This window comes from Kitasatospora sp. NPDC001547, from assembly GCF_042894165.1.
GTDB lineage: Bacteria > Actinomycetota > Actinomycetes > Streptomycetales > Streptomycetaceae > Kitasatospora.
Window position 1 is genome coordinate 1 of sequence record NZ_JBIAVL010000013.1, and the last position, 26,199, is coordinate 26,199.

The 26,199-nt window shown below is 74.7% G+C and carries 25 protein-coding genes; 15 read left to right on the forward strand and 10 right to left on the reverse strand.

Going from position 1 to position 26,199, the window contains the following annotated elements; all coding sequences use genetic code 11:
- Positions 1-68: 68 nt before the first annotated feature.
- Positions 69-896, reverse strand: coding sequence for a class I SAM-dependent methyltransferase (locus tag ACFY0X_RS23075; RefSeq protein WP_387757074.1), 828 nt, complete (start codon positions 894-896; stop codon positions 69-71).
- Between the two features lie 168 nt (positions 897-1,064).
- Between ACFY0X_RS23075 and ACFY0X_RS23080 the strand changes: the two genes are divergently transcribed.
- Together ACFY0X_RS23080 and ACFY0X_RS23085 are read left to right on the forward strand one after the other, a co-directional pair.
- A complete protein-coding gene (locus tag ACFY0X_RS23080) occupies positions 1,065-1,658 on the forward strand; it encodes a DinB family protein (RefSeq protein WP_387757076.1) in 594 nt (197 codons plus the stop codon).
- Between the two features lie 310 nt (positions 1,659-1,968).
- Positions 1,969-3,756: a S8 family serine peptidase gene (locus ACFY0X_RS23085; RefSeq protein WP_387757448.1), complete on the forward strand. Its 1,788-nt coding sequence runs from the start codon at positions 1,969-1,971 to the stop codon at positions 3,754-3,756.
- Positions 3,757-4,012: 256 nt separating this feature from the next.
- Here the strand turns inward: ACFY0X_RS23085 and ACFY0X_RS23090 are convergent, their stop codons facing one another.
- Entirely contained in the window at positions 4,013-5,614 is a 1,602-nt protein-coding gene (locus ACFY0X_RS23090; protein ID WP_387757078.1) for an ABC-F family ATP-binding cassette domain-containing protein, read from the reverse strand.
- Positions 5,615-5,863: 249 nt separating this feature from the next.
- On the opposite strand from ACFY0X_RS23090, the gene ACFY0X_RS23095 reads away from it, so the two are divergent.
- Positions 5,864-6,784, forward strand: coding sequence for a RimK family alpha-L-glutamate ligase (locus ACFY0X_RS23095; protein WP_387757080.1), 921 nt, complete (start codon positions 5,864-5,866; stop codon positions 6,782-6,784).
- A gap of 99 nt (positions 6,785-6,883) precedes the next feature.
- Here the strand turns inward: ACFY0X_RS23095 and ACFY0X_RS23100 are convergent, their stop codons facing one another.
- Positions 6,884-8,218 carry an NAD(P)/FAD-dependent oxidoreductase gene (locus ACFY0X_RS23100; protein ID WP_387757082.1) on the reverse strand — a complete coding sequence of 445 codons (1,335 nt, stop codon included), beginning with the start codon at positions 8,216-8,218 and terminating at the stop codon, positions 6,884-6,886.
- A gap of 503 nt (positions 8,219-8,721) precedes the next feature.
- Here ACFY0X_RS23100 and ACFY0X_RS23105 point away from each other — a divergent pair.
- Together ACFY0X_RS23105 and ACFY0X_RS23110 are read left to right on the forward strand one after the other, a co-directional pair.
- A complete protein-coding gene (locus ACFY0X_RS23105; protein ID WP_387757084.1) occupies positions 8,722-9,885 on the forward strand; it encodes a magnesium and cobalt transport protein CorA in 1,164 nt (387 codons plus the stop codon).
- 206 nt (positions 9,886-10,091) lie between these two features.
- On the forward strand, positions 10,092-10,253 hold the full coding sequence (locus ACFY0X_RS23110) for a hypothetical protein (protein WP_387757086.1): 162 nt from the start codon (positions 10,092-10,094) through the stop codon (positions 10,251-10,253).
- Between the two features lie 47 nt (positions 10,254-10,300).
- Here ACFY0X_RS23110 and ACFY0X_RS23115 read toward each other — a convergent pair whose 3' ends face one another.
- Entirely contained in the window at positions 10,301-10,657 is a 357-nt protein-coding gene (locus ACFY0X_RS23115) for a hypothetical protein (RefSeq protein ID WP_387757088.1), read from the reverse strand.
- 117 nt (positions 10,658-10,774) lie between these two features.
- Here ACFY0X_RS23115 and ACFY0X_RS23120 point away from each other — a divergent pair, with 117 nt between their 5' ends.
- From ACFY0X_RS23120 to ACFY0X_RS23140, 5 genes are all read left to right on the forward strand, one after another.
- Positions 10,775-11,371 carry a helix-turn-helix domain-containing protein gene (locus tag ACFY0X_RS23120; protein WP_387757090.1) on the forward strand — a complete coding sequence of 199 codons (597 nt, stop codon included), beginning with the start codon at positions 10,775-10,777 and terminating at the stop codon, positions 11,369-11,371.
- A gap of 62 nt (positions 11,372-11,433) precedes the next feature.
- On the forward strand, positions 11,434-12,477 hold the full coding sequence (gene lepB / locus ACFY0X_RS23125; RefSeq protein ID WP_387757091.1) for a signal peptidase I: 1,044 nt from the start codon (positions 11,434-11,436) through the stop codon (positions 12,475-12,477).
- 171 nt (positions 12,478-12,648) lie between these two features.
- Positions 12,649-12,912, forward strand: a complete 264-nt coding sequence (locus tag ACFY0X_RS23130) for a hypothetical protein (protein WP_387757093.1) — start codon at positions 12,649-12,651, stop codon at positions 12,910-12,912.
- 472 nt (positions 12,913-13,384) lie between these two features.
- On the forward strand, positions 13,385-13,768 hold the full coding sequence (locus tag ACFY0X_RS23135) for a hypothetical protein (protein ID WP_387757095.1): 384 nt from the start codon (positions 13,385-13,387) through the stop codon (positions 13,766-13,768).
- A 165-nt stretch (positions 13,769-13,933) separates the two neighbouring features.
- Positions 13,934-15,163 carry a trans-sulfuration enzyme family protein gene (locus ACFY0X_RS23140; protein ID WP_387757097.1) on the forward strand — a complete coding sequence of 410 codons (1,230 nt, stop codon included), beginning with the start codon at positions 13,934-13,936 and terminating at the stop codon, positions 15,161-15,163.
- Between the two features lie 43 nt (positions 15,164-15,206).
- Here ACFY0X_RS23140 and ACFY0X_RS23145 read toward each other — a convergent pair whose 3' ends face one another.
- Entirely contained in the window at positions 15,207-17,003 is a 1,797-nt protein-coding gene (locus ACFY0X_RS23145; protein WP_387757098.1) for a SpoIIE family protein phosphatase, read from the reverse strand.
- A gap of 366 nt (positions 17,004-17,369) precedes the next feature.
- Here ACFY0X_RS23145 and ACFY0X_RS23150 point away from each other — a divergent pair, with 366 nt between their 5' ends.
- Positions 17,370-18,593 carry an ROK family protein gene (locus ACFY0X_RS23150; RefSeq protein ID WP_387757100.1) on the forward strand — a complete coding sequence of 408 codons (1,224 nt, stop codon included), beginning with the start codon at positions 17,370-17,372 and terminating at the stop codon, positions 18,591-18,593.
- A 154-nt stretch (positions 18,594-18,747) separates the two neighbouring features.
- The gene (locus tag ACFY0X_RS23155; RefSeq protein ID WP_387757102.1) at positions 18,748-19,302 is read left to right on the forward strand and encodes a hypothetical protein; all 555 of its coding nucleotides are present in this window, start codon (positions 18,748-18,750) and stop codon (positions 19,300-19,302) included.
- Between the two features lie 94 nt (positions 19,303-19,396).
- Here the strand turns inward: ACFY0X_RS23155 and ACFY0X_RS23160 are convergent, their stop codons facing one another.
- The 5 genes from ACFY0X_RS23160 to ACFY0X_RS23180 all read right to left on the reverse strand — a co-directional run bounded on the left by ACFY0X_RS23160 (position 19,397) and on the right by ACFY0X_RS23180 (position 22,757).
- The gene (locus ACFY0X_RS23160; protein ID WP_387757104.1) at positions 19,397-20,275 is read right to left on the reverse strand and encodes a nuclease; all 879 of its coding nucleotides are present in this window, start codon (positions 20,273-20,275) and stop codon (positions 19,397-19,399) included.
- 194 nt (positions 20,276-20,469) lie between these two features.
- Positions 20,470-20,865: a hypothetical protein gene (locus tag ACFY0X_RS23165; protein ID WP_387757106.1), complete on the reverse strand. Its 396-nt coding sequence runs from the start codon at positions 20,863-20,865 to the stop codon at positions 20,470-20,472.
- Between the two features lie 180 nt (positions 20,866-21,045).
- Positions 21,046-21,951, reverse strand: a complete 906-nt coding sequence (locus ACFY0X_RS23170) for a ketopantoate reductase family protein (protein WP_387757108.1) — start codon at positions 21,949-21,951, stop codon at positions 21,046-21,048.
- 51 nt (positions 21,952-22,002) lie between these two features.
- Positions 22,003-22,233, reverse strand: a complete 231-nt coding sequence (locus ACFY0X_RS23175; protein ID WP_387757110.1) for a hypothetical protein — start codon at positions 22,231-22,233, stop codon at positions 22,003-22,005.
- A complete protein-coding gene (locus ACFY0X_RS23180; protein WP_387757112.1) occupies positions 22,230-22,757 on the reverse strand; it encodes a hypothetical protein in 528 nt (175 codons plus the stop codon). Before ACFY0X_RS23180 ends, ACFY0X_RS23175 begins: the two co-directional genes overlap by 4 nt.
- Before the next feature lie 220 nt (positions 22,758-22,977).
- On the opposite strand from ACFY0X_RS23180, the gene ACFY0X_RS23185 reads away from it, so the two are divergent.
- The 3 genes from ACFY0X_RS23185 to ACFY0X_RS23195 form a co-directional block, all read left to right on the forward strand.
- Positions 22,978-23,742 (forward strand): ABC transporter ATP-binding protein, encoded by a 765-nt coding sequence (locus ACFY0X_RS23185; protein ID WP_387757449.1) that lies wholly within the window; start codon positions 22,978-22,980, stop codon positions 23,740-23,742.
- Between the two features lie 5 nt (positions 23,743-23,747).
- Positions 23,748-25,139, forward strand: coding sequence for an FtsX-like permease family protein (locus tag ACFY0X_RS23190; protein WP_387757114.1), 1,392 nt, complete (start codon positions 23,748-23,750; stop codon positions 25,137-25,139).
- A gap of 214 nt (positions 25,140-25,353) precedes the next feature.
- On the forward strand, positions 25,354-26,199 hold an 846-nt coding region (locus ACFY0X_RS23195; RefSeq protein ID WP_387757116.1), incomplete at its 3' end, for a sensor domain-containing protein.

Below are 26,199 nucleotides of genomic sequence, written 5' to 3' on the forward strand. Positions count from 1 at the left end.
CGTTCCCACTCGGCATCCGTGAGATCACCCCGCCCCATGCCCGGAACAACGAGCAAGGCCGGTGATAGTCACATGATCGGGCGGACAAGTCCTAGGAGGTGAGGGGGCGTAGGTAGCGGGACGTCAGGCGCCCGGGCGATCAGGACGGGCTGGAAGAAGCCGGTGTCGGCGGGCTGCTCCCAGTGGATACCGGCCAGGCCGGCCTCGGTGGCGAAGGCGCTCAACTGCTCCTGGGTGAGCGCCCAGTAGGTGGAGCATCGGACGGAGACCTGCCACTCACCGCTCGTGTCCGGCAGGAGCTGGAAGAGTTCCAGGTCGTACCGCTCGCCGTCCTCGTGCCACTGCCAGAGCTGGAAGGCGACCGACCGTCGGCCGGCGTGCTCGGCAATCTGCGGCGCGGTGGAGGCGGGCCGGGTGCGGCGCAGCTCGTCGTACGGGCGGGTGGTGACCAGGAGCAGGCCGCCCGGGCGCAGGACACTTCGCATCTCATCGAGCGCGGTGCGGACGTCCTCGGCCGTGAGGAGGTGGGGCAGTGTGTTGTCGGCGCAGACCACGACGTCGAACCGGCCGTCCGGGAAGGGGAGTTCCCGCATGTCGGCTGCCGCGGCGGGCAGCCGGAGGCCGCGTTCGGCGGCCTCGGCGGCGGCGCGGGCGACGGCGACCGGGCTGAGGTCGGTGCCGGTGACGCGGTGGCCGAGCGCGGCCAGGCCGATCGCCTGGGTGCCGATGCCGCAGGCGCAGTCCAGAACCTCGGCGGGGCGGTCGCCGAGGTCCGTGCGGATCAGGGCGTCCAGCGCGGCGCCCTGATGGGCGAGCGAGGCGTTCCAGTCGCTGTAGAGGAGGTGGTAGTCGTCGGCGAAATCGTCGTAGAAGCGACCGAGGGAGGACTGGGTCATGGCGGCGGGGTCTCCACGGAGCGTCGGCGGAGCGGGCGGAAGAAGAGGACGTCAGGTCGGGGGGACGGAGAACGGCGGGCGCCGGACCCGGTGAGCGGGCCGACGCATCCGGGGAGAGCCGGCAAACTCACGCGACCGTGGTCGGCCGGTGGTGGGAGACTCACGCCCATGAAGCCCAATGATCCCAAGGACGACCTGCACCGCTACCTGAAGGCAGCCCGCGAAGCCGTTGTCTGGAAGCTCGAAGGACTGTCGGAGTACGACATCCGCCGCCCCCTGACGCCGACCGGTACCAACCTCCTCGGTCTCGTCAAGCACCTCGCCAGCGTCGAGCTCGGGTACTTCGGCCCGACCTTCGGGCGCCCGCACAACGAATCCCTCCCCTGGCACGAGGAGGGTGCCGAGCCCAACTCGGACATGTGGGCGCCCGCGGACGAGTCGCGCGAGGAGGTTCTCAGCCTCTACCGTCGTGCCTGGGCGCACGCGGACGCGACGATCGAAGCGCTCCCGCTCGACGCGATGGGCCACGTCGAGTGGTGGGGCGACGACGGAGACGTGACGCTTCAGCGGATCATGCTGCACATGACGGCCGAGACCAACCGGCACGCCGGCCACGCCGACATCGTCCGCGAGCTGATCGACGGCAAGGTCGGCATGAGGCAGGAGAACAGCAACATGGACGGCGGCGACGAGGCGTGGTACCAGGCTTACTGGAACCGACTGGAGGCGTCCGCCAAGGAGGCCCAGGCCAAGCAGGGCTGAGGTCGTTCGGGGAGGTGACCGCCTTGGGAGCCTTGTTGTCGGCTGCCTCCCCACACTCCTCGCACAGGGGTGGCGCCGGTTCCGGACGTTGACCTCGCCCGAGATGCGGGGGCCCCGCGACATCAAAACGTAACGCTTCCATGAGAAGTCGTCAGGCGTAAAGCCTTCCCCAAGTCCTGTTTAATCTGGCATGTTTCCTTCAATTCCCGCGCGATCCCCCTCACGCATGGGACGAATCGGAGGACACGTGTCACCCCTGATATCCCGGCGGCTCGGCCGCCCGGCCGCAGCCCTCGCCGTGCTCTCGGCCATGGCGTTCGCCACCCCCACCGCGTTCGCGACCGCCGCCACCGCTACCACCACCCCCACCGTCCCCGGCGCGGTCTCCGTGCCCGCCGTCCAGGCCCCCGCAGCCCAGGCCCCTGCCGCCCCCGCCGTCGCGGGCACCGCGGCCGGCTGGGCCGCCGGCACCCGGGCCTACCTGGTGATCAGCGCCCCCGCCGACATCGCCGCCGCCAAGGCCGCCGTCGCCGCCAAGGGCGGTACGGTCTTCGCGAGCTACGACGCGATCGGCGTCATCGTCGCCCACTCCACCAGTACCGGCTTCGCCGCCGCGCTGCGCTCCGTCACCGGCATCCAGCAGGTCGGCGCGACCCGCACCTCCGACGTGCCGGCCGACGCCTACAGCCCGGCCCTGCCCGCCAACCCCGCCCAGTCGGCCACCACGCTCACCGAGTCCAACCGATGGGACATGACCCAGATCAAGGCGGACCAGGCCTGGAGCGTCAGCACCGGCTCGCCGACCGTCAAGGTCGGCGTGCTCGACACCGGCGTGGACGACCAGCACCAGGACATCGCGCCGAACTTCGACGCTGCCGACTCGGTCTCCTGCGCGTACGGCAAGCCCGACACCCGCAGCGGCGCCTGGCGGGACGTGGACACCCACGGCACCCACGTCGCCGGGACCATCGCGGCCGCGAAGAACGGCAAGGGCGTCATCGGCGTCGCGCCGGGCGTGAAGGTCGCCTCCGTCCGGATCGCCGAGCCGACCAGCACCCTGTTCTTCGCCGAGAACACCGTCTGCGGCTTCGTCTGGGCCGGTGACCACGGCTTCAAGGTCACCAACAACAGCTACTACACCGACCCGTGGCAGTTCAACTGCCCGGACGACCTCGATCAGGCGGCCCTCATCGAGGGCGTCAAGCGCGCCCAGGAGTACGCCGAGGGCAAGGGCTCGCTCCAGGTCGCGGCGGCCGGCAACTCCGACTACGACCTGGCGAACAAGACCACCGACACGGCGAGCCCGAACGACTCCACGCCGACCACCCGCACCATCAGCAACGCCTGCCTCGACATCCCCACCGAACTTCCGGGCGTGGTGACCGTCGCTGCCACGGGCAGCGGCAGCGGCAAGGCCTCCTACTCCAACTTCGGACGGGGCGTCATCGATGTCGCGGCGCCCGGTGGCGACGGCGCCACCGGCGTCTACTCGACCCTGCCCGGCGGCAAGTACGGCACCAAGAGCGGCACCTCGATGGCGTCCCCGCACGTCACCGGCGTCGCCGCGCTGATCGCCAGTGCAGACCCCTCGCTCACCCCGGCCGACATCCGGTCCCGGCTGGCGAGCCAGGCCAACGACCTGGCCTGCCCCGCCTCCGACAGCCGCTGCACCGGCACCACCGCCAACAACGCCTTCTTCGGCGAGGGCCAGGTCGACGCACTGAAGGCCGTCGGCGGCGGCACCCCGCCCACCGGCAAGTACTTCGAGAACACCGCGGACGTGGCGATCGCCGACAACACCACGGTGGAGAGCCCGCTCACCGTCACCGGCGTCACCGGCAACGCGCCCGCGACGCTCAAGGTCGGCGTGGACATCAAGCACACCTACCGCGGTGACCTGGTCCTCTCCCTCGTCGCCCCGAACGGCACGGTCTACCTCCTGGAGGACTTCCCGAACAGCGACGGCACCGACAACGTGGCCAAGGCCTACACGGTCAACGCCTCGGCGAGTGCGGCGAACGGCACCTGGAAGCTCCGGGTGAAGGACGGAGCCTCCGGCGACACCGGCACGATCGACGCCTGGAACCTCACCTTCTGATCCCGCCGTCCCGGCCGACGCTTGACGCCTGACGCCTGACGCCAGACCCTGATGCCTGACACCCGACCGCGTCGGGTGTCAGGCATCAGGCATCAGACGGCCGGTACCGCGGGCAGGACGCCGCCCACCGCCACGGTGGCGGCGCACCCGGCGTTCTCGCCGCCGGAAGGGAGCCCGCGGGAAGGAAAGCCGGCGGAAGGAATCCCGCCAGAAGGAAGCCCGCCGGGACGCAGCCCCGGCGGGCCGGCGCCGGGCCTCAGGACTGCGCGACCAGGTCCAGGTAGGTGTCGTGCCAGAGGTCCTCGTCACCGTCCGGCAGCAGCAGCACGCGGTCCGGCCGGAGGGCCTCGATGGCGCCCGGGTCGTGGGTGACCATCACGATCGCGCCCGGGTAGGTGCCGACCGCCGCCAGGACCTCCGTACGGGAGGCCGGGTCGAGGTTGTTGGTCGGCTCGTCCAGCAGCAGGACGTTGGCGCCGGAGTGCACCAGGGCGGCCAGGGCGAGCCGGGTCTTCTCGCCGCCGGACAGTACCGCGGCCGGCTTGTCGGCGTCGTCGCCCCGGAAGAGGAACGCGCCGAGCACGTGCCGCAGTTCGCCGTCGGTCAGACCGGGCGCGGCCGCGGCGAGGTTGTCGCGCACGCTGAGCGCCGGGTCGAGGGTGTCGTGCTCCTGGGCGAAGTAGCCGAGCCGCAGGCCGGTGCCGGGGACGACCCGGCCGGAGTCCGGCGTCTCCCGGCCGGCCAGGATGCGCAGCAGGGTGGTCTTGCCGGCCCCGTTCAGCCCGAGCACGACCAGTCGGCTGCCGCGGTCCACGGCCAGGTCCAGGCCGGTCAGCACGGGCCGCCCGGCGTAGGACTTGGCGAGGCTGACCGCGCCGAGCGGCATCCGGCCGCACGGGGCGGGCTCGGGCAGCCGGATCCGGGCGGTGCGCTCGGCCTGCCGGACGGGTTCGAGCTCGGCGAGCATCCGGTCGGCCCGGCGGGCCATGCTGCGGGCGGTGGTCGCGGTGGCGACGTTGGCCCGCATCCGGTCGGCCTGCGCGTGCAGGGAGGCGGCCTTGCGCTCGGTGTTGGCCCGTTCCCGGGTACGGCGGCGCTCGTCGGCGGCGCGCTGGGTCAGGTAGGCCTGCCAGCCCGTGTTGTGGACGTCGATCACGGCGCGCTGCGGGTCCAGGTGGAAGACCCGGTTGACGGTCTCCGCCAGCAGGCCGGGGTCGTGGCTGATCAGGACCAGCCCGCCCTGGTGGGCGGCGAGGAAGCCGCGCAGCCAGGCGACGGAGTCGGCGTCCAGGTGGTTGGTGGGCTCGTCCAGCAGCAGGGTGCCGTGGTCGGCGAAGAGGATGCGGGCCAGTTCGACCCGGCGGCGCTGGCCGCCGGAGAGCGTGCCGACGGGCGAGTCCATCACCCGGGTGGGCAGGCCGAGCCCGGCCGCGACCCGGGCGGCCTCGGCCTCGGCGGCGTAGCCCCCGCCGGACTGGAACCCGGCCTCGGCCCGGACGTACGCGTCCATCGCCCGGCGCTCCTCGGCCGGCGATCCGGCCCGGGCCATCGCCGCCTCGGCGGCGCGCAGGGCCCGGACGGCGGTGTCCAGGCCGCGGGCGGACAGGATGCGGTCGGTGACGGTGGCCGAGGGGTCGGCGGCGCGGGAGTCCTGCGGGAGGTAGCCGACGGCGCCGGTCCGGGTGACCGTGCCGGCGGCGGGTGCCAGCTGTCCGGCCAGGGTGGCGAGCAGGGTGGTCTTGCCGGCGCCGTTGCGGCCGACCAGGCCGATCCGGTCGCCGGGGGCGATGTGCAGGGTGACGTCGGACAGCAGCAGGCGGGCGCCGACGCGCACGTCGACACCATGGGTGGTGATCATCGGGTAACGCTCCGAAACGACTAGCGAACAGACGGGTGGCGTGGAAGCGGGCCGTCGGCTAGGAGATTCGGGGCGTGGACATGAGGGCCACGGTAGCGCGCGGAGAGGAATCGGCGCATTCGAATTGACGGACGGAGGCGAACCGGTGGGGGCACCCGGATCCGGTGGGGCGGTTTCGGCCACGCCGCGCGGCGGATGGCGCACGGAGCCGTCTTGTCGTGGCCACGTCGTCATCGCTTGCATGGCCGCATGCCCCGACGCGACCTCGTACTCCTGACCGACCACAGCTCGACCGAAGGCAGCCGGAAGGTGCTCGCCGCCGCCGCGCGGACGCTGGTCGGCCGGGAGCCCGTCCAACTGGACGCCCGGCACTTCATGACCGGCGGCAACGGCCTGATCGAGGCCGACGACGCGGGCGGGATCCGGCTGACGGGCGGCGGCCGGACGGTGACCGCCGAGACGGTGATCGTCTACGAGATCCCGCCGCACCGGCGCCGGGCGTTCGAGGACTGCCAACGGCGGCTGCGCGGATTCGGCGCCCGCTCGCTCGGCACCGATGCCGCGGCGTGGCGGGCGGCCACCGAGAAGGACCTCACCGTCGCCCGTTTCGTCCGGGACGGCGTGCCGCACATGCCCAGCATCGCGCTCTCCGAGCCGAGCCCGGAGGACGCCGCCGAGGCCTTCGCGGCCCTCGGCGGCGACGTCTGGGCCCGGCCGTGCGTCGGAATGGGCGGCGACGACGTCTTCCACATCACCACCGGTGCCCAGCTCGACGCCGCCGCACGGCACTACGCGCAGACCAAGACGGACTGGCTGCTCGCCCGTGACGCCCGCAACTTCCTCCCCGACGGGCGGCGCCACCAGTACCGGGTGGTGGTGCTGAACGGGCGGGTGGTCCGGGCGGTCGAGCACGTCCAGGCGGACCCGGACGCGCCCTGCAACGAGAGCCGGGGAGCCGTCTCCACGCTGCTCGACTACACCGAACTCCCGGACGGGCTCGCGGAGTCGGCCGTCGCGGCGGCCGCCTCCCTGGGGCTCGACCTCGCCGGCGTGGACCTCGCCGCCGAGAGCGGCGGCGTGGTCTTCGAGGTCAACGTCCACCCCGCCTTCGGCCTGCGCGGCCTGGAGCAGGTGGCGCTGCCGTACGTCGCCGCGCACCTCGGGGAGTAGCACCGACGGCGCTCCATCCCGCCTCGGCCGACCCCACCGCCCGACCCCACCGCCCGACCCCACCGCCCGCCGGCGGGCGCCCTCAGCCCCGCGTCCCCCTCAGCCCCGCAGGACCGACGCGAGCACCGAGGGCCGGAACAGCAGCGACGGCGGCTCCACCAGCGACATCACCTCGTGGAACGCCTTGGTGACCGCCGGGTCCCGGGTGCTGCCAGCCAGCACCTTGTCGAAGAAGCGGTGCTGGAGCTCGATCAGGGCGCCGGCGGGCGCGCCGGTGGTGGCGCGGAAGCGGGCGTCCTCGGCGCAGGAGATCATCCACGGGACCTTGGACGCCGTGGCGACGGCGCGCCGCGCGGCCCGGGCCGTGGGGTGCCCGATGCCGCCGTGCCGCTTGGCGGTGCGGCGCAGCTCCCGGGCGCAGAACAGGGCGACGGTGACGCCCTGCCCGTACACCGGGTTGAAGGTGCTCGCGGCGTCGCCGACCACCACCAGCCCGTCCGGGCAGCTGCGCTCGTAGTGCCGGCGCACGCCCGGGCCGGGGTGGAACCCCCGTACCTCGCCCGCCGGTTCGGCGTCCCGCAGCACCTCGTGCAGCAGCGGGTCGCGCAGCAGGCCCAGGTGCTCGGTGAAGCCCTCCTCGCCGGCCGCCGGCTCGGCGCCGCGCATCCCGGCGAGGCTGACGATCCAGCGGTCGCCCTCGACCGGCAGTAGCACGCCCAGTCGCGGCGCGTCCGGGGCCTTGGTCTGGATGTAGACCGCCCGGTCGCCGAGGTCGGCCCCGGCCGGGCGGTGGAAGATCCGGGAGGCGTAGGAGACGCCGGCGTCCACTCGCTCCTCGGGCACCGGAGGGCACCCCAGTTCGGTGAGCCACTTCGGCACCGAGGTCGAGCGGCCGGCGGCGTCCACCACCAACTCGGCCGGTATCTCCCGGACTTCGCCGCGCTCCCGGCCGCGCTCGCGGACCTTCACCCCGGTCACCGCGGTCGCCGAGCCGAGCAGTCCGACCGCGTCCGTCCCCTCCAGGAGCTCGATCGCGGGGTGGGCGCGGAGCCGGTCCAGCACGAACGAGTCCAGCAGCGGCCGGGTGCAGGAGAGGAAGCTCATCTGCGCCGGGTACTCGGCCAGCCATCCGGCGGAGCAGAGCCACTTGACGTCCGAGACGGACACCCGCCGCGCGCCGGCGGCCGCCAGCTGCTGCCTGATGCCGGGCATCATCTCCTCGAGCAGCCGGTGCCCGGCCTCCAGCACCAGGTGGGCGTGCCGGCCCTGCGGCACCCCGGCCCGGAACTCCGGCCCCGCCGGGTACCGGTCCCGCTCCACCACGACGATCCGCTCCGCGAACCCGCGCAGCGCCCACGCGGCCGCCATTCCGGCCAGCCCGCCGCCGATCACCACCGCCGTACCCCGCCCCGGGGCCCTCTCCGAAGAAGTCATGACACGTAGCGTAGTGGCGCGGTCGCCTCCGCGTGATCGCTTCGCTCCGGACGAACGTCCCTGCCGGGCAGGGGGGTTGACGCCTGGCCGGCCCGTCCTGGCCAAGCCGGACCGGACCGGGCCGAATCAGGCCGGGCGGGGGCGGACGCGGGCGCCGCGAGCGCCGGGCGCGACCTGCGGCGGGGCCCCGGTCCGAGCCCGGGGCGCGCGGGTACTAGACTCGACGGGGTTGTGCTGGCGCCTTTCCGGTGCGTGAGCGCTCGGCGCCCAGGAGGTGAGAGCTGTGGAGTGCAGTAGTACGGGTCGAAGTCGGCCCCGATCCCGGTTGTCCCGCACCACTCGCGGCCCCCGGCACACCTCCTCCCGTACGGCTCCCGCGCGGCACTGACCTCGTCCTCCCGGCGAGGCGCCGCCGGTCGCGCCGTGCGCGTGGCGGCCGGCCGGGCGCCTCCGGCCCGCCGTGTTCCGTACGGCGGCCGGGCAACTCCCGTGGAGGTCCCGCCATGTCCGACTGGCGTGTGCGCGCCGTGCGCGCGAGCAAGCGTCCGTTCTCCCGTTCCGTCGTCCGGCCCGCGGACACCCAGCCGGCGCCCGAGCACTCGATGGACCCGCGCCCGGACCAGCCGGTCGAGCCGGTGACGCTGGAACGTTCCGTCGTGGACGCGGCGGTCTACCGGGACGGCCACCGGATCGAGGCGCCCACCGACCTCGCGGACATCTACCGCAAGCTGCCCGACCGGCCCGGAACGATGGCCTGGATCGGCCTGTTCCGCCCCGCCGAGACGCAGCTGCTGGAAGCCGCCGACCGGTTCAACCTGCACGAGCTGGCCGTCGAGGACGCCATCGTCGCCCACCAGCGGCCGAAGCTGGAGCGCTACGGCGACACCCTGTTCGTGGTGCTGCGTGCCGCCCGCTACCTGGACGAGGCGGAGGAGGTCGACTTCGGCGAGATCCACCTCTTCGTCGGCCCCGACTTCGTGATCACCGTCCGCCACTCCCAGGCCCCGGACCTGTCGGCGGTGCGCCGCCGCCTGGAGGACGACCCGGAGCTGCTGGCGCTCGGCCCGGAGGCGGTGCTGTACGCGGTGCTGGACGCCGTGGTGGACGGCTACGCGCCGGTGATCGCCGGCCTCCAGCACGACATCGACGAGATCGAGACCGAGGTGTTCGGCGGCGACCCGCAGGTCTCCCGCCGCATCTACGAACTGTCCCGCGAGGTGATCGAGTTCCAGCGCGCCACTCGCCCGCTGCTGGAGATCATGAAGAGCCTGGAGGCGGGCTTCGGCAAGTACGGCACCGACGAGGAACTCCAGCGCTACCTGCGCGACGTCGCCGACCACGCCACCTACGCCGCGGAGCGGGTGGACGGCTTCCGGCAGATGCTCCAGAACATCCTGACCGTCAACGCGACGCTGGTCTCGCAGCGGCAGAACGAGGAGATGAAGCAGCTCGCCGAGGCGGGGCACGCGCAGAACGACGAGATCAAGAAGATCTCCTCCTGGGCGGCCATCCTCTTCGCGCCGACCCTGATCGGCACGGTGTACGGGATGAACTTCGAGGAGATGCCGGAGCTCAAGTGGGCCTTCGGCTACCCGTTCGCGATCGGGTTGATGGCGCTGGTGTGCACCGGGCTGTACCTGGTGTTCAAGAAGCGGGACTGGCTGTAGGGCCGCGTCCCGGCGCGTGCGGGGCGGCGCGCGCCAGGGCCCGCGCGCCGGGGCCCGCGCGCGAGGGCTCGCGCCTGCCGGTGAGCGGGGCCGCGCGCCTGCCGCCGTTCCTCACCGGACGGTGACGACTCGGCCTCGTTCCAAGGACGTTCGGTACCTGCGTGGGCGCGGCGGGGGACTCTCTCCGGGGACGGGGAGGAGGCCCGATGCGGGCGGTGGCGGGGATGGTGGTGACGGCCGTGGCGATCGGCCTGCTGTTGGGCGGGGCGGCGGCCCTGCTGCTGTTCGCCCTCGCGGACTGGTTCGATCCGATCGCGCGGTGGGTGCACGAGTACGGATTCCTCCCCTGGGGCCGTGAGGCGCCCTGACGCCCCGACGCGGCCCGGACACCCCGACGCGCCCTGACGCCCCGGGCCTACCCGTGCCGCAGCCGCTCGTACTCGGCTTCCGGGTCCAGCTGCCGCCGGTACTCGACGTGCAGCCGGACGGCGCCGTCCGCTCCGGCCAGGCGGTCGAGCGGGGCCCGGGCGGCCGGGAGCGGGCGGGGGAGCGGCCACTGCTGGGCGAGGACGGCCAGCGGGGAGCCGTCGGCGGCGCGCACCACCCAGGTGGCGCGGCCACCGCCGATCAGCGGGAGGCGGGGGCGGGGGAGCCCGAGGGCGGTGAGCGCCGCCGGGGCGTCCAGACCGTCGGGGAGGACGACGGCCTCGGCGTGCGGGGCGTCGGCGTCGTCGCCGGCCGCGACGCTGTCCCGGGTGAGGAGGATGCGCATGACGGGAGGATAGGCCGGGTCGGCGGACGCGCTGCGGTGACCCCCAGGGGTGGCGGCCGGGGCCTCACCCGTGTGCCGGATTGACAAGCAGCCTTGCTGTACCGGCAAATGGCAGGCATGGCCGACGAAGAGTTCGAGAACGTCCTGACCACGGTGGGCCCGCGGCTGCGGGCGCTGCGCCGGGAGCGCGGCACCACGCTCGCCAAGCTCGCCGCCGCGACCGGCATCTCGCTCAGCACGCTGTCCCGTCTGGAGTCCGGGCAGCGCAAGCCGACGCTGGAGCTGCTGCTGCCGCTGGCCCGGGAGTACCGGGTGCCGCTGGACGAACTGGTCGGTGCCCCGGCGACCGGCGACCCGCGGATCCACCCGCGCCCGGTGACCAGGAACGGCCAGACCATCGTCCCGCTCACCCGGCACCTGGGCGGGCTGCACGCCTACAAGCACATCGTGCCGCCGGGCCGGAACGCCGGGCCCGAGCTGGAGTTGAAGGTCCACGAGGGGTACGAGTGGCTGTACGTGCTGTCCGGACGGCTGCGGCTGGTGCTCGGCACCCATGACCTGGAGCTGACGGCCGGTGAGGCGGCCGAGTTCGACACCCGCACCCCGCACGCCTTCGGCAACGCGGGCCCGCAGCCGGTGGAGTTCCTGAGCCTGTTCGGCCCGCAGGGCGAGCGCATCCACGTCAGGGCGCGCCCGGGAACCTCTGTTCGGTAGGTTCGTTCCTGACAGGGGGTCTTCGTACCGGCTCCCACCAGGCCGTCGGAGGGGCCGAGGAGATGAGTGTGCAGCAGAGCGCGGAGTCCGGGGAGAGCGGCGGAGCCGGCGAACGCGGGGAGGCCGGGAACGGCCGGTCGGAGGCGGGGCCGGGTACCGCGGAGGCGCAGGACGCGGGCGGGGGCTCGGGATCGGCCGCCGGTGCTCCCGCGAAGACGGACGTTCCCACGGAGGCCGACGCTCCCGCGAAGTCCGGCAAGGAGGCCGAGCGCGCCCGGAAGAAGCGCCCGTTCTGGCAGGAGCTGCCGATCCTGCTGGTGATCGCGCTGCTGCTCTCACTCGGCATCAAGACCTTCTTCGTGCAGGCCTTCTCCATCCCCTCCGGCTCGATGGAGCAGACCCTCGCGATCGGCGACCGGGTGCTGGTGGACAAGTTCACCCCGTGGTTCGGCGCCGAGCCCGAGCGCGGCGAGGTGGTGGTGTTCCGCGATCCGGGCGGCTGGCTCGAGGGCACGCCGACGACCTCCGGCGACTCCGTGATGGGCACCGTCCAGAAGGCGCTCAGCACCGTCGGCCTGATGCCCTCGGCGGACGAGAAGGACCTGATCAAGCGGGTGATCGCGGTCGGCGGGGACACCCTCGACTGCGAGGTGGGCGCGCCGCTGAGGGTGAACGGCGTCGCGCTGGACGAGCCGTACCTGTTCCCCGGCTCGACGCCCTGCGACAACGACCCGGTCGGCACCATCACCGTGCCCAAGGGCAAGCTGTGGGTGATGGGCGACCACCGGAACAACTCGCGGGACTCCCGCTGGCACCACAACCAGAACGGCGACGGCTTCGTGCCCGTGGACAACGTGGTCGGCCGGGCCTTTGTGGTCGCCTGGCCGGTGTCCGACTGGTCCACCCTGCCGGTCCCGGACACCTTCGACAAGGTGCCGGCCGGGGCGGCGGGCGCGGCCGACGTCCCGGCCGGGACGACGCCGTTCGAGGCGCCGCCGGCGCCGGAGGCCGCCGCACTGGCCGGGATCGTGCCGCTCGCCCTGTGGCAGCGGCGGCGGTCGGCGCGCCGGACGGGGGCGCCCACGGAACCGTCGCGCGGAGCGTAGCCGCAACAGACGTACGCGCGCCCCCGGCGGACGGGCCTGGATCGATCGTCCTCGACGGAACTCACCCTTCGACCTCTACGCGCCTGTAGAGTTCGAGGGGTGAGCTGTACCCCCGGCTGACGGCGCCCCAAGGGCGTCCGGCCGCCGGGGCCGGGCCGGGGAGGCGGAGCCGTGATGGAGAGTCAGCGCAGTCCCGAGGTCGCCGGAGACCGGGCGGACCCGCAACCGGCGGACCGGGACGTCCGGTGGGTCTACCAACCGGTCGAGGTGCACCTCGGCGGCGGCACCTGGGCGCTCGGCCGGATCAGCGCGTGGTGGCAGGACTCGGCCGGGCGGCGCTGGTGCCGGCTGCGGGTCGGCCGCAGCGGACAGCCCGCGCTCTGGCAGCTGTTCGACCCGTCGCGGGTGCAGTTGCTGCCGGTGTCCGGGCTCTGAACGGGCCGGCCGGGACGTCCCGGCGGCACCGGTCGGAGATCCCCTGCGAGTGGCCGGGGTCCACGGCGGCAGCAACTGCCATGGCCTGTGCGAGCGGCACGGCACCGCCGTGGGCTGCCGTTTCGCCTGCCACCACTGCCCGGAACCTGGCGGTCGACGTCCGAACCGTTCCGGATCGGTCGGACACGGGCGACGCGGCGCTGACGTCTCCTCGGGCGCCCCGCCGGCCCGGTGTGGCGAATTCCGGGCTCCGGGGGGAACCCCTGCGGCCGGACTCGACGTCATCCTCCGCGGTTGCCACGCGTGCCCGTCGACAGCGGCGGGGCGGGTGGCCCGCGGCCGGAGGCGATCCGAGCAGGGGCCGGCGCTTCGGATTCTTACACTGCTGTAGAAGAGCAGTGGAGCATACTGGGCGCGGATGGGAAGACCAGCTGGTCAGACCATGACTGCCTGGACTCGTATGAGGAGCACGATGACTGATCGGATCGCACGTTCGATAGCCGGCGCCCTGGTGGCCCTGCTGGCCGCCGTCGGCCTCACCGCCGCGGCTTCGGGCGCGGCGGCGGTGGCCGCACCCCGAACCGTCGCGGCCGCCGCCGCGAACCCGGGCGCGGCAGGCACGCAGGGTGCCGAGGTCGTGGACTCCGGCCGGCAGGTCCGCACCGAGGCGCGTGCCGCGGCCGCCGTCGACGCCGCTCACCTCGCGTCCAAGGACGAGAAAAAGAAGAAGAAGGGTTTCTTCGCCAAGCTGGGCAAGTTCCTGCTGGTCGTGGTCATCCTGCTCATCGTGCTCGTCGTGCTGCTGATCGTCGGGATCGTCTACGCCGCCAAGCGGATCTTCAGCCGACGCAAGTAGCCGGGGGGCGGGGCCGCAGGCGAGAGGTCCGCGGCCCGCACGCGGCCGCGACGGTGCGTTCGCCGCCGCCCCCAGGGCGGTGGAACCGGAACGACTGCCCGACCAGGGCCACTTGACGGCGATTGGCCCTGGTCGGCGCGCCGGGGCCGGCCGAGGATGAGCGCCATGAACGACTTCCACCCCGACGGGGCCCCGCACGCCACCTCCGGTACGAACGACGGGCTGCGCCCCGAGAGCCGGGTCGTCCACCCGCCGCTCGCCGAGGTGACCGGCAGCCGTCCGCTCGGCGTCCCGCTGCACCAGGGCCACCTGTTCGCCTTCGAGACCAGCGACGCGCTCACCGAGGCCCACGGCGGACCGGACGGCGCCTTCTTCTACAACCGCTTCGGCAACCCCACCGTCCGCTCGCTGGAGCAGGCCGTCGCCGGACTGGAGGGCGGCACCGGCGCCGTGGCCACCGCCTCCGGCATGGGCGCGATCAACACCGCGCTGCTCGCCCTGCTGCGCGCCGGCGACCACGTGATCGCCCAGCGCAGCCTGTACGGCGGCACCGTCAGCGCGCTGACCGACCTCACCGAGCGCTGGGGCGTCGAGGTCACCTACGTGAGCGGCGACGACCCCGCCGGGGTGGATGCCGCGCTGCGTCCCACGACCCGGGTGCTGCTCCTGGAGACCGTCTCCAACCCCACCACCCGGGTCACCGACCTGCCCGGGCTGATCGCCGTCGCCCGGCGGGCCGGGGTGGTGAGCGTGGTGGACAACACCTTCGCGACCCCGCTGCTGTGCCGCCCGATCGAGCACGGGGCGGACATCGTGGTCCACTCGGTGACCAAGTACCTCGGCGGGCACTCGGACGTCCTCGGCGGGATCGCCGTCTTCGCCGACCCGGAGCTGCACCACCGGGTCTGGCGGCGTTCGCTCGAACTCGGCGCCTGTGCCGACCCGTTCGCCGCCTGGCTGACCCTGCGCGGCATGCAGACCCTCGCCCTGCGGGTCCGCCGCCACTGCGAGACCGCGCTCGACCTGGCCGGCCGGCTCGCCGCCCACCCCGCGGTCACCGCGGTCCACTACCCGGGCCTGCCCACCCACCCCGACCACGAGCGCGCCCGCCGCCTGCTGCCCGACGGCCACGGCGGGGTCCTGGCCTTCGACCTGGCCGGCGGGCGCGAGGCGGCCGCGACGTTCACCGAGTCCGTCCGGCTCGCCTCGCTCGCCCCCTCCCTGGGCGACGTGCACACCCTGGTGCTGCACCCGGCCAGCACCTCCCACCGGCAGCTGTCGGACGGGGAATTGGCGGCGGTGGGCATCGGGCCGGGCACGGTGCGGGTGTCGGTCGGCATCGAGCACCCGGAGGACGTCTGGGCGGACCTCCGGCAGGCGCTGGCGAAGGTGTGAGCCCGGAGGGGGAGCCGGTAGGGCCCGGCCGCCCGGTGGTCCGTCAGCGCTGCCGGGGCCGGGCCACCAGGAGCACGATGTCGTCCTCGACGGCCTGGGCCGGGGCCAGGGCTTGATCCTGAGCTTGGGCCGGGGCGAGCGAGGCGAGGACGGCGTCGAGCAGGTCGTCGAGGTCCCCGGTGGCGGGCAGGCGCAGGGCCGCGAGGCGCCCCAGGGAGACGTCGATGTCCTCGCCCCGGCGCTCGACCAGGCCGTCGGTGTAGAGCAGCAGGGTCTGGTCCGGCAGGAGCGGGTGGGCGGTCTGCTGGTAGCCGCCGAGCCCGGTGCCGAGCGGCGGGCCGGTGGGGACGCGCAGCAGCTCGGTCGGGCGGTCGGGCGCGATCAGGGCGGGCGGCAGGTGGCCCGCGCTGGAGAAGGTCCAGCGGCCGCGGCCCGGGTCGGCGAGGGCCAGCAGGCAGGTCGCGGGGCGGGCGGAGTCGTCGGCCGAGACGACGTTGTCGAGCTGACGCAGGATCCGGTGCGGGGGCAGGTCCATCCCGGCGAGGTCGCGCAGCGCGGAGCGGTAGTGGCTCATGTCGACGGCGGCCTCCACGCCGTGCCCCATGACGTCGCCCATCGCCAGCAGGGTGCGGCCGAACGGCAGCCGTACCGTCTCGAACCAGTCGCCGCCGACCACCGAGGCACTTCCGGAGGGCAGGTAGCGGGAGGCGAGGGAGAGGTTCTGGTGCGGGTTGCCGGGCTCGCTGAGCAGGGCCCGCTGGAGTTCCAGGGCGATGCCCTGGGAGCGGGCGAAGCGGCGGGCGTTGTCGAGGGCGGTGGCGGCCCGGGCGGCGAGGTCGCCGAGCAGGGCGGCGTCGTCCGGGGTGAAGGCCGGGGTGGCGGCGGTGCGGCCGAGGGTGAGCAGCCCGATCAGGCGGCCCCGGGCGGCCAGCGGCAGGACCAGCAGCGAGGCCGTCCCGGCCGGGCAGGCGTCCGCGGGCCCGGGCTCGGTGAGCACGGCGACGCCGCCGGCCAGGCTGCGGGCGGCGGCCGAGCCCTCCCGGTGGCGGATCGATTCGCCGGGCCGGGGCAGCCCGGCGAGGGCGGCGGTCAGCGCGGGTGCGGACCGGGCGCCGACGCGGTGCAGCCGCCGGGCCACACCGTGGCCCGCCCGGGCGGGTTCGGCCTCCGGCGGCAGGACGTCCACGGTGGCGAGGTCGGCGAGCCGGGGCACGGCGAAGGCGGCGAGCTCGGCGCCGGTGGTGCCGAGCTCGAGGGTGGTGCCGATCCGCTCGGTGGCGGCGTCCAGCAGGGCGAGCCTGGCCCGGGCCCGTTCCAGCTCGCGCAGCCGCTCGCGGGCCGGGTCGGGGTCGTCCAGCACGACGACGACCACTCCGGTGGTCCGCCCGGAGTGCCGCAGCGCCCGGTAGCGCACCCGTAGACCGGGCGGTACGGGCGCGCCCGCGCCGTCCGGGCCGCCGGTGGCGTGCTCGCGGTCGCGCCCGTCGGCGAGCACCCGGCGCAGGATGCCCAGGGCACCGGCGAAGGCGGTGGTCCCGGCGGCCCGGCCGAGCAGGTCCGCGCGGCGCAGCCCGGTGGCGGTGGTGAAGGCCGCGTTCAGGTACCGCCAGCGCAGCCGCTCGTCGAGCAGCGCGACGCCGACCGGGGCGGCGGCGAGGACCTCGCGCAGCCGATCCGGATCGTCGTCACCACCGCTGTTACCGCCGCGATCATCGCCGCTGTCACCACCGGTGATCGCGCCGAGCCGTGCGGCGAGGGCCGCCGCGGCCGCCGCCAGGGACCGGGGATCCGGTTTCGCGGGCCGCGGCCCCTCCGCTCGGTTGCCGTGCCGGAAGTGCATACGTCCATGATCACGCGCCCGGGCGCGGCACGCCCACAGGTGGGTGAAACGTTGACCGGCCGGAGACGGTGCCGTAACGGAGCACGCCGCCGGCTCCGAGCGGTCGGCTCCGGGCGACCCGCGCCGCGCGGGTGGCGCCGGGGACGCCCGCGCGGTCGTGTGGATACGGCAGGCGAACAGCGGATGATCACCGGTCATACTTGGGCGGCGGCGCCCGACCCCGGACGCCGTAGGCCGGGGTCGGCCCGGGCCCACCCGCCGTACCGTACCGACGCGGCCGTACCGACCCGGCCGAGCCGTACCGCCGAGCCGTACCGACCCGACCTGACCCGACCCACGCCCGCAGACCCAGACCGGAGGAACCCGATGAGCCCCCACCAGCCGACCAGTCGACCGGCGGCCGGGGCCCCCGGGGTGCCGTGGAACCGGCAGCGGCTGCGCAGCAACAACGAGTGGCTGCTGCTGGAGCTGCTGCGCACCGGCGGTGGATCCTCGCGTGCCCAGCTCGCCCGGGACACCGGTCTGTCCAAGCCGACCGTCTCGGCCGCGCTGGCCGAACTCGAACGGGCCGGTCTGGTCCGCGAGGCCGGGCGGCTGGCTCCCGAGCGCGGCCGCACCGCCGTGCTGTACGAGGTGGACCCGACCGCCGGGCACGTGCTCGGCGTGGACATCGGCCGGGCCCGGCTGCGGGTCGCGGTGGCGGACCTGGCCGGCACGGTGGTCGCCCGCCGGGACGTGGCCAACCGGGGGCGTTCGGCGAACGCGGTCGCGGATGCCGTGGTCGCCGCCGCGCACGAGGCGATCGCCGAGGCGGGCCCGGCCGCCGGGGACATCGTGCACGCGGTGATCGGCACCCCGGGGGTGTGGGACGAGCAGCGTCGCGGGGTGCGCTACGCCAGCAGTCTGCCCGGGTGGGGAAGGCCGGGGCTGTTCGACCGGATAGCGAAGGGCCTGGGGACGGCCGTCTCGGTGGCCAACGACGCCAACCTGGCCGCGCTCGGCGAGTACACCCTGGGCGCCGGGCAGGGCAGCCGGATGTTCGCCTACCTGCTGGTCGGCACCGGGCTCGGGTTGGGCGTGGTGAAGGACGGCGAGCTGCTCCTCGGCGCGCACGGCGCGCTGGGCGAGATCGGCCTGGTCCCGCTGCCCGGGCGGGCCGGGGAGCCGGCCGTGACCATCGAACAGGACGCCGCCGCCGACGCCGTGGTGCGCGCCGCCCGGGACTTCGGACTGGAGGGGGACTCCCCGACGCGGCAGCTGACGGCGAAGCAGGTGTTCGAGCGGGCCCGGGCGGGGGAGGCCGCAGCGGTCCGGGCGGTGGAACGGGAGGCCGAGCGGCTCGCCTACGCGGTGGCCGTGCTGTCGGCCGTCCTCGACCCGGACCTGGTGGTGCTCGGCGGCGGGATCGGCAACAGCGCGGACCAGCTCCTGGAGCCGCTGGAGCAGGCCCTGCACCGGCTCGCCCCGATGCGCCCGACGCTCGCGCCGAGCCTCCTGGGGGAGGAGGCGGTGCTCCTCGGCGCGGTCGCCACGGCGCTGGAGACCGCCCGCCCCGAGGTGTTCGAGCGCCGGACGGCGGGGCTGCGCTGACGGCTGGTCAGGGTAATCGGGCGGCGTCCGCGTGGCGGCGCTCGGAGGCCGGAAGGTCTCGATCTGCGAACGAGTGGGAGTTCCGTGGACGGTGCGTGTGCGATTCCTGTTTCAATCGCACGACTCATCCAAACGGAACGGAGCGTTCTCCTCCATGCCTTCACGGATACCCGGTCCACGGTTCCCCGGTCGCCGTCGGGCCGGCCTGGCCGGATTCGCCGGACTCGTCCTCACCGTCGGTCTGGCGCTGACCGGTTGCGACCCGTCGGCCGCCGACGGCGGCGCCAAGGCCTCGGCCACGCCGACCGTCGCCGCCACCACCGCCCCGGCCGCGCCGACCACCCCGCCGGTGACGTCCGCCGCACCGGTCCCAGTCCCGGCCGGCACCCCGCCGGTCCAGCCGGCGCCCCCGGTGCCGGTGGTCACGCCCCCGCCCGCCGAGCCCCCGGCCCAGCCCAGCGCCAAGCCGCAGCCGCCCGTCACCAAGGCGCCGCAGCCGAAGGTGACCACCGCCCAGCCGCCCACCGACCCCGAGCCCCCCGCGGCGGCCGGAGCCGGGACCGGGTGCGAGATCCGCTCGAACGCGGGCAACTGCTACGAGGCGGGGCAGTTCTGCCGCACCGCTGACCTGGGCAGGAGCACCCACGACGCCGGCGGCCGGATGATCTACTGCCGGATGGTCAGCGGCAAGCCGCACTGGCAGGCCTGAGCCGCCCGGCCCCCGGACGGGGCCCGGGCCCCGTCCGGGGGCGGCGTGAGCCCGGGCGGTTCGTCGGCGGGTGGCACGGCGGGTGTCCTCCGGCTCACTTCTCGACGAAGACGATGTCCTCGATCCGGGGGCGCAGCTTGATCGTGTCGCCGATGACGTCGATGATCCGGTGCAGGCCCTTGGTCGAGTTCCGCTGCTCGGAGAGGAAGTACTCGTCGTCACCGCCGGCCAGGAAGGCGGGGAGGTGTTCGAGGGACGGCCCGAAGAGCCGCAGGTAGTCGGCCACGCGTCGGAACAGCTTCGGCATGATGACCAGCTGGTCGGTGAGGGAGCTCAGGTCCCCGATCGTGGCGCCGCTGTGGGTGACGTCGTTGGCCCACACGCTCTCGGGTGCCTTCTCGGCCCGCGCCCGCTGGGCGGTGGCGGCCATGTCGAGGCGCAGTTCCTTCGGCAGGTTCTTGTAGAACGTCGGGTAGACCAGGCCGCGGGAGAGCAGTTCGTGGTTGGCGGTCTGGTGCAGCATCGGCACGTCGACCCGCAGGGCGGTTCCGCTCGCGGCGTCCGGGATCGGCACCCCCTTGCCGACCATGGCGACGCAGCGCCCGTACGTGTCGGCGCCGCTGGTGAGGATGAACCCGGAGACGGCCTCCGGGGTGGCGGAGGTGACCTTCTCGTCCGCGCCCTGCTCGACGTCGGTGAAGCCCAGCCAGGTCAGCAGGGCGTCCCGGGCGGCGTGCGCGCCCAGGTCGAGCGGCTGGTGCACGAAGTCGGGACCGACGCCCTGGAAGTGGGTCTCCAGCGCGTCGATCCCGTCCAGCCTCAGGTTGGCGCCGCCGTGATCGTCCGGCTTGACCTTGTGCTCGCCGGGGAGTTGGGACCAGATGGTGATGTCGTCGGGGAGGAAGTGGACGGTGTCGCCGTCCGGTTCGAAGTCCTTGATCTGGTAGGTGCCCTTGATGAGGGTCATGGTCATGGGTTGCCTCCCGTAGTCGAGTCGCGACCCATTGTGATGCGCTTCGTGGGCAAACGGCGGCACCGCGTCGTCGGCGCGTTGGCCGGACTGGCGCGGCGCGGTGACCGGGCGGGTGCGGGTGGTGGGCTCCCGGCCGGGGCGGTGCGCCGGCCGGGAGCTGGTGGAACGGGGCAACGGGTGGCGCGCCGGGTGCGTCAGGCGTCGGCGCAGGCCTTCCCGATGTCGCCGGCGGCGTCGGTGATCGGCTTGAAGTCGGGCTGCCTGCCCTTGGCGGCCCGGTCGATGGCGTCGTTGACGGCCTTGGAGAGCCGGTCGGCGGCCGCGTCGACGTTTCCGCCGCCGTCCTGGCGGATCTTCTTGGTGTCCTCGGCGACCTTCCGCAGGGCCTCGACGGTGTGGGTGCGGCGGCTCTCGTCGGCGAGCTGTCCGACGTTGATCGCCGAATCGGCGAGGTCCTGGACGTCGCCGGCGAGGCTGATCGCCCGCTTCCCGCAGTCGAGGGCCTGGTCGGCGTCACAGGCGGTGAACAGCGGGGCCGCGAGCAGCAGTGCGAGCGCGGTGGCGGCCAGACGGTACGGCTTCCTTGTCATGTCTTTATCCCTCCCGCCGTGACAACGCCCTTCTGCTGTACGGAGGTTCCGGGGGAATGCGTGAACCGTGGGGAAAGTCCCCGCTCGTCGAGAGGATGTGATGTTCCGTCAATTATCGGAGGATGCCGCGGCGTTCACCCCGCCGGTGTCGGCCGGTGGGGTGAACGCCCGGTCGGGGCCCTACTGGTCGGCGGGCGCGGACAGGTCGCGGACCAGGCGGCTGATGGCCGGGACGGCCACCCCGTGCGCGTCGGCCGCCCGCAGGACGGCGCCGCCGATGGCGTCCAGCTCGGTCGGCCGGCCGGCTTCCACGTCGCGCTGCATCGAGGACTTCATCGTCCCCGGGATGCGGTCGAAGGAGGCGAGCAGGGTCTGCGTGTCCGCCGGCGCGCCGACCGCCCGGGTGACGGCGCCGATCTCGTCCAGCACGGCGAGGAGTTCGGCCCGGTGCTCGGTGCGCACGGTGCCGATCCCGCTCGCGTGGCGGGTGGTGAGCAGCGCGAACGGCGCGAGGAAGGCGAGCTTGCTCCACAGCATCGCCGTCTCGTCCTCGCGCAGCGTGACGTCCAGCCCGGCGTGCCGCAGTCGCTCGGCGAACCCGGCGACGGGGGAGGAGGGTTCGGCGGTCGCGCCGAGCTCGACGGTGGCGAACGGACTGGTGTGCTCGATCCGCCCGGGTGCCGTCCGGGTGGCCTCGACCCGGATCGTGCCGGCCACCACTCGACCGGCCGGGTAGCGCTCACGCAGCACGGCCATGTGGTCCAGGCCGTTGAGCAGCGGCACCACGATCCCGGCGCCGAGCGCCTCCGGGGGCATCCGGTCGAGCGCGGCGGCCAGCGCCGTCTCCTTGACCGTGACGAAGGCCGCGTCGACCGGCTCGCGCAGCTCGGTCGCGGCCTCGACCCGGGCGGTGAACTCCCCGAACCGGGCGCTGCGGACGTGCAGTCCGTCCCGCGCGACGGTGGCGGCGGTCTCCTCGCCGGCCAGGCAGACGACCCGGTGGCCGTCGCGGGCGAGCAGCCCGCCGATCAGTCCGCCGACGCCGCCCGGTCCGAGGACGGCGACGGTCAGGGGCGTGTTGGTCATGGTGACTCCGTGAGTGGATGAGGGAACGGGTGGAGCGGAGGGCGGGCGCGGCTACCGGGCCTCCCAGTGGAAGCGGCCCACCAGGCCGTCCGGGCTGAGGAGGCCGAAGCCGTTGCCGTAGCCGAAGTCGAAGTCGAGGAAGTGCGGATCGCCCTGGTCAGGGGCGTCAGCGAGGGCGAAGAGGTACCGCCAGGGCGCTGGGACCCGGGCCCGGCCACCCGAGTGGGACGGGTCTCCGCCGAGATGGTCGTGCGCGTGGTCGCCGGTCGGGAGCGGGGTCACTCGGTGGCCCCGGCGGCGGTGGTGGGGGCGGACAGGGAGGCGTAGTCGAAGGTGAACGGCTCCGGGTGGCGCGGCTTGCGGCCCGGGGCGGTCGGCCGGCGTCGGGCACCGGGCGCGCGGTGCAGGTGGAGCGTGTCGTGGCGGAGGCTGCCGCTGACCGGGTCGGGCACCGGCAGGCCCTCGGCGCGCAGCGCCTCGACCAGTTCGTGCACCGGCCAGCCGAGCAGGTCGATGCCGTGGTAGCCGACCGGGCAGGCCGGCCGGTCGTCGCCCGGGTTCCGGCCGACCACGACGCTGCCGAGGCGGTCGCGCTCGTCCGCGCAGAGCGTGACACCGACGCCGGGCAGCTCCAGGAACAGTGCCCACCGGCAGCCGCAGACGAAGGTGTCCCGCACCCCGCCGGGCAGCAGCCCGCCGTGCGGGGCCAGTAGCGCACGCACCTCCGCCTCGGTGAGCCCGAAGCGGAGCTCGGGCAGCGGGGCGGGCAGCCGGACGCCGCGGCCGGGCAGCAGGTCGATGGTCACGCGTTCATGATCGCCCGTCGGGCGGGCGGACCGGGAGGCGGGGGTGGGCCCGGCCGGAACGGGGCGGCCGGGGGAGCGCGCGCCCGGGGCCGACGGTTCCGGGACCGGCCCGAGGGGGTGTGGCACCACCTGCGGGGTTCGGTTTTCCGAACCCCGGATTCGGGTGCCAGCACAATCGATCTCCCGGCCCCGGACGCCCACGATGGAGGGCATGAACGGGATGACGACAGCCGCCGCCACGGCGGCGCACGACGGGGGGACGGGCGCGGCTCTGAGCGCGACCGGGCTGCACCGGGAGTACGGGCGGGGTACGGCGGCCGTACGGGCGCTGCGCGGCGTCTCGGTGGGCTTCGCGCCGGGGACGTTCACGGCGGTGATGGGGCCGTCGGGCTCCGGCAAGACCACCCTGCTGCACTGCCTGGCCGGGATGGACCGCCCGACCAGGGGCAGCGTGCGGTGGGGCGGCACCGAGGTGTCCGGGCTGCCCGAGCGGCGGCTGGCGGAGCTGCGCCGGACCCGGGTGGGGTTCGTGTTCCAGGCCTTCAACCTGATGCCGGCGATGACGGTCGCGCAGAACGTCGAGCTGCCCGGGCGGCTGGCCGGGCGGCCACCGGAGCGGGCCCGGGTGCGCGAGGCGCTGGGCCGGGTCGGGCTGGCCGGGCGCGAGCGGCACCGGCCCGGGCAGCTGTCCGGCGGCCAGCAGCAGCGGGTGGCGATAGCCCGGGCGCTGGTCTCCCGGCCGGAGGTGCTGTTCGCCGACGAGCCGACCGGCGCGCTGGACCGGGCCACCGGGCAGGAGATCCTCGAACTGCTGCGGGCGGGCGTCGACGCCGACGGGCGGACGTGCGTGATGGTCACCCACGACCCGGTCGCCGCCGGGTACGCGGACCGGGTGCTGCTGCTGGCCGACGGCCTGCTGGTGGACGAGCTGACCAGGCCGACGGCCGCGCAGGTCGGCGAGCGGCTGAGCCGGTTGGGCGGGTGAGCGCGATGAGTAGCCCTGTCCTGAGCCTCTCGGTGGGGCAGATCCGCCGCCGGCCGGCCTCCTTCGCCGGGCTGGGAACGGCGCTGTTCCTGGCGGTGGCGGCGGTCACGCTGTTCGGCTCGCTGGTCGCCGCACAGGTCACGGCGCCCGCCGCGGTGACGCGGGCGGCGGTGTCCGGGCCGGGCCTGGTGGTGATCGCCGGGGCGTTCGGCGAGATCGCCGTCCTGGTCGCGCTGTTCGTCGTGGTCAACGCGCTCGGCTTCACCCTGCGCCAGCAGCACCGCGACCTGGCCCTGCTGCGCACCGTCGCGGCGACACCCCGTCAGATCCGTCGGGTGGTGCGCGCGCAGGTGGCGGCGACCACCCTGCTGGTGGCCGTGCCGGGCGGCCTGGCGGGCTTCGTCGGCGCCCGGGCCTTCCTCGCCGCGCTCCAGCGGCGCGGCATGGCCGCATCCGGGCTGCACATACCCGGGGCGCCGGTGGCGGCGCTGGTCGGGCTCGCGGTGGCGCTGCTGGTCGGCCTGGCGGCCACCGCCGTCGCGGCCCGCCGGATCACCCGGCCCGCCCCGGCCGCCGCCCTGACCGAGGGCGCGGGCGGGCCGGGCCGGACGGGCGTGCCGAGGGTGCTCGCCGGGCTGGCGGTGCTCGCGGGCGGCGGGCTGCTGCTGCGGCTGGCGGCGAGCCGGCCGGCCGGGGAGCTGGACAAGGCGGGGCAGTCCTCGCTGCTCGGCTCGCTGGTGCTGCTGGTCGCGGTCGGACTGCTGGGACCGGTGGCGGCGCGGGTGCTGGCAACCGTGCTCGGCGCCCCGGCCCGGGCGCTCGGGCCCCGGGCCGGCTGGCTGGCGGACGCCAACCTGCGCGGCTACGCGGCCCGGCTCTCCTCGGCGGTGGTGCCGGTCGCGCTGCTGGTGGGCCTCTCCGGCACCATGCTGACCCTGACCAGCACCGCCGAGCACGTCGCCCGGGCGACGGGTGCCGCGACCAGCGTCACCAAGGCGAGCGACATCTGGCTGCGCGAGATGGAGCTCGGGCTGCTGGTCTGCTTCGCGGCGGTCTCCACGGTCAACACCCTGGTGGCGCTCACCGCCGACCGCCGCCGCGAGTTCGCGCTGCTGCGCCTGGTCGGGGCGACGCGGCGGCAGCTGCTGCGGATGCTCTCCGTGGAGGCGGCCCTGACCACGGCGATCGGGGTGCTGCTGGGCGCGGCGGTGGCGGCGGCGGCCTCAGGGGCGTTCAGCCTGGCGGTCACGGGCTCGGTGGTGCCGGTGGTGCCGGTCGCGGCGTGCGCCTGGGTGGCGCTCGGGGCGGCGGTGCTCACCGTGCCGGGGATCGTGGGCACGGGGCTGTGGGCGGTCGGCGGTTCGGCGGTGGAGTCGACGGGCGGGGAACGGGGGTGAGGCGGGGGAGGCAGGGCTGGACGGGCGGGCCGGACACGGAGCCGGGTGTGTGATGGTCGTCCGGCCAGTCCGGCCAGTCCGGCCAGTCCGGCCAGTCCGGCCAGTCCGGCCGGTTCGTCCGGTCCGTCCGTACGGAAGCGCAGGTGGGTGCGGTGGTTCCAGGGGCCCTGGTGGATGCTGGGTGCCGGTCGGCGAGTGAGTGGTGAGGTGGACGGTGGCTGAGCGGCGGCGGTACTGGTCGGTGCGCGGTGGTGAACTGGCCTTCTCGGTGCTCGGGTTGCCGCTCGGGGTGCTCGGCGGGGCGTACGCCGTCGCGGTGCTCTACGCCGGGGCTCTGCTTTCGCTCACCGTACTGGGCCTGCCGTTCGTGGTGGCCGCGCTGCTCGCGACGAGGCGGCTCGGCGGGCTGCACCGGTGGCTGGTCGGGCGGCTGCTCGGGGAGCAGGTGCCCGCACCGTCGCCGCTGCCGCGCCCGTCCGGGGTGGTGGCCCGCGGCCGGACGGTGCTGACCGACCCGGTGGCCTGGCGGACGCTGGTCTACCTCCTCCTGCGGCTGCCGCTGGGCGTCCTCGGATTCCTGGCCGTGGTCGGACTGCCGCTCGCCGGCGTCTGGCTGGTGGGCTTCCCGCTCTGGGTACGGCTGATGGAGCCGGGCCCGCGGCCGCTCGGCCTGCTGGACGTGGGCGCGGTCCCGGTCGGCCTCGCGGTGTTCGCCGTCGTCCCCGCCGCGGTGCGGGCGCTCGGCGGAGCGAACCGTACGCTGGCCCGGGCCCTGCTCGGGCCGGTGCGCTCGCAGCAGCGGGTCCGTCAGCTGGAGAGCGCCCGGGCCACCCTGCTGGCCGAGAACACCGACCGGCTGCGGCGCCTGGAACGCGACCTGCACGACGGCACCCAGGCGCAGCTGGTCGCGCTCGCCATCACGCTGTCGCTGGCCGACGACGTGCTGGCGGAGAGCCTTCCCGCCGAGGGCGGAGCGGCGCGGGGGCCCCCCCCCCCCCCCCCCCCGGGGGGGGGGGGGGGGGGGGGGGGGGGGGGGGGGCGCGGGGGGGCGCGGGGGGCG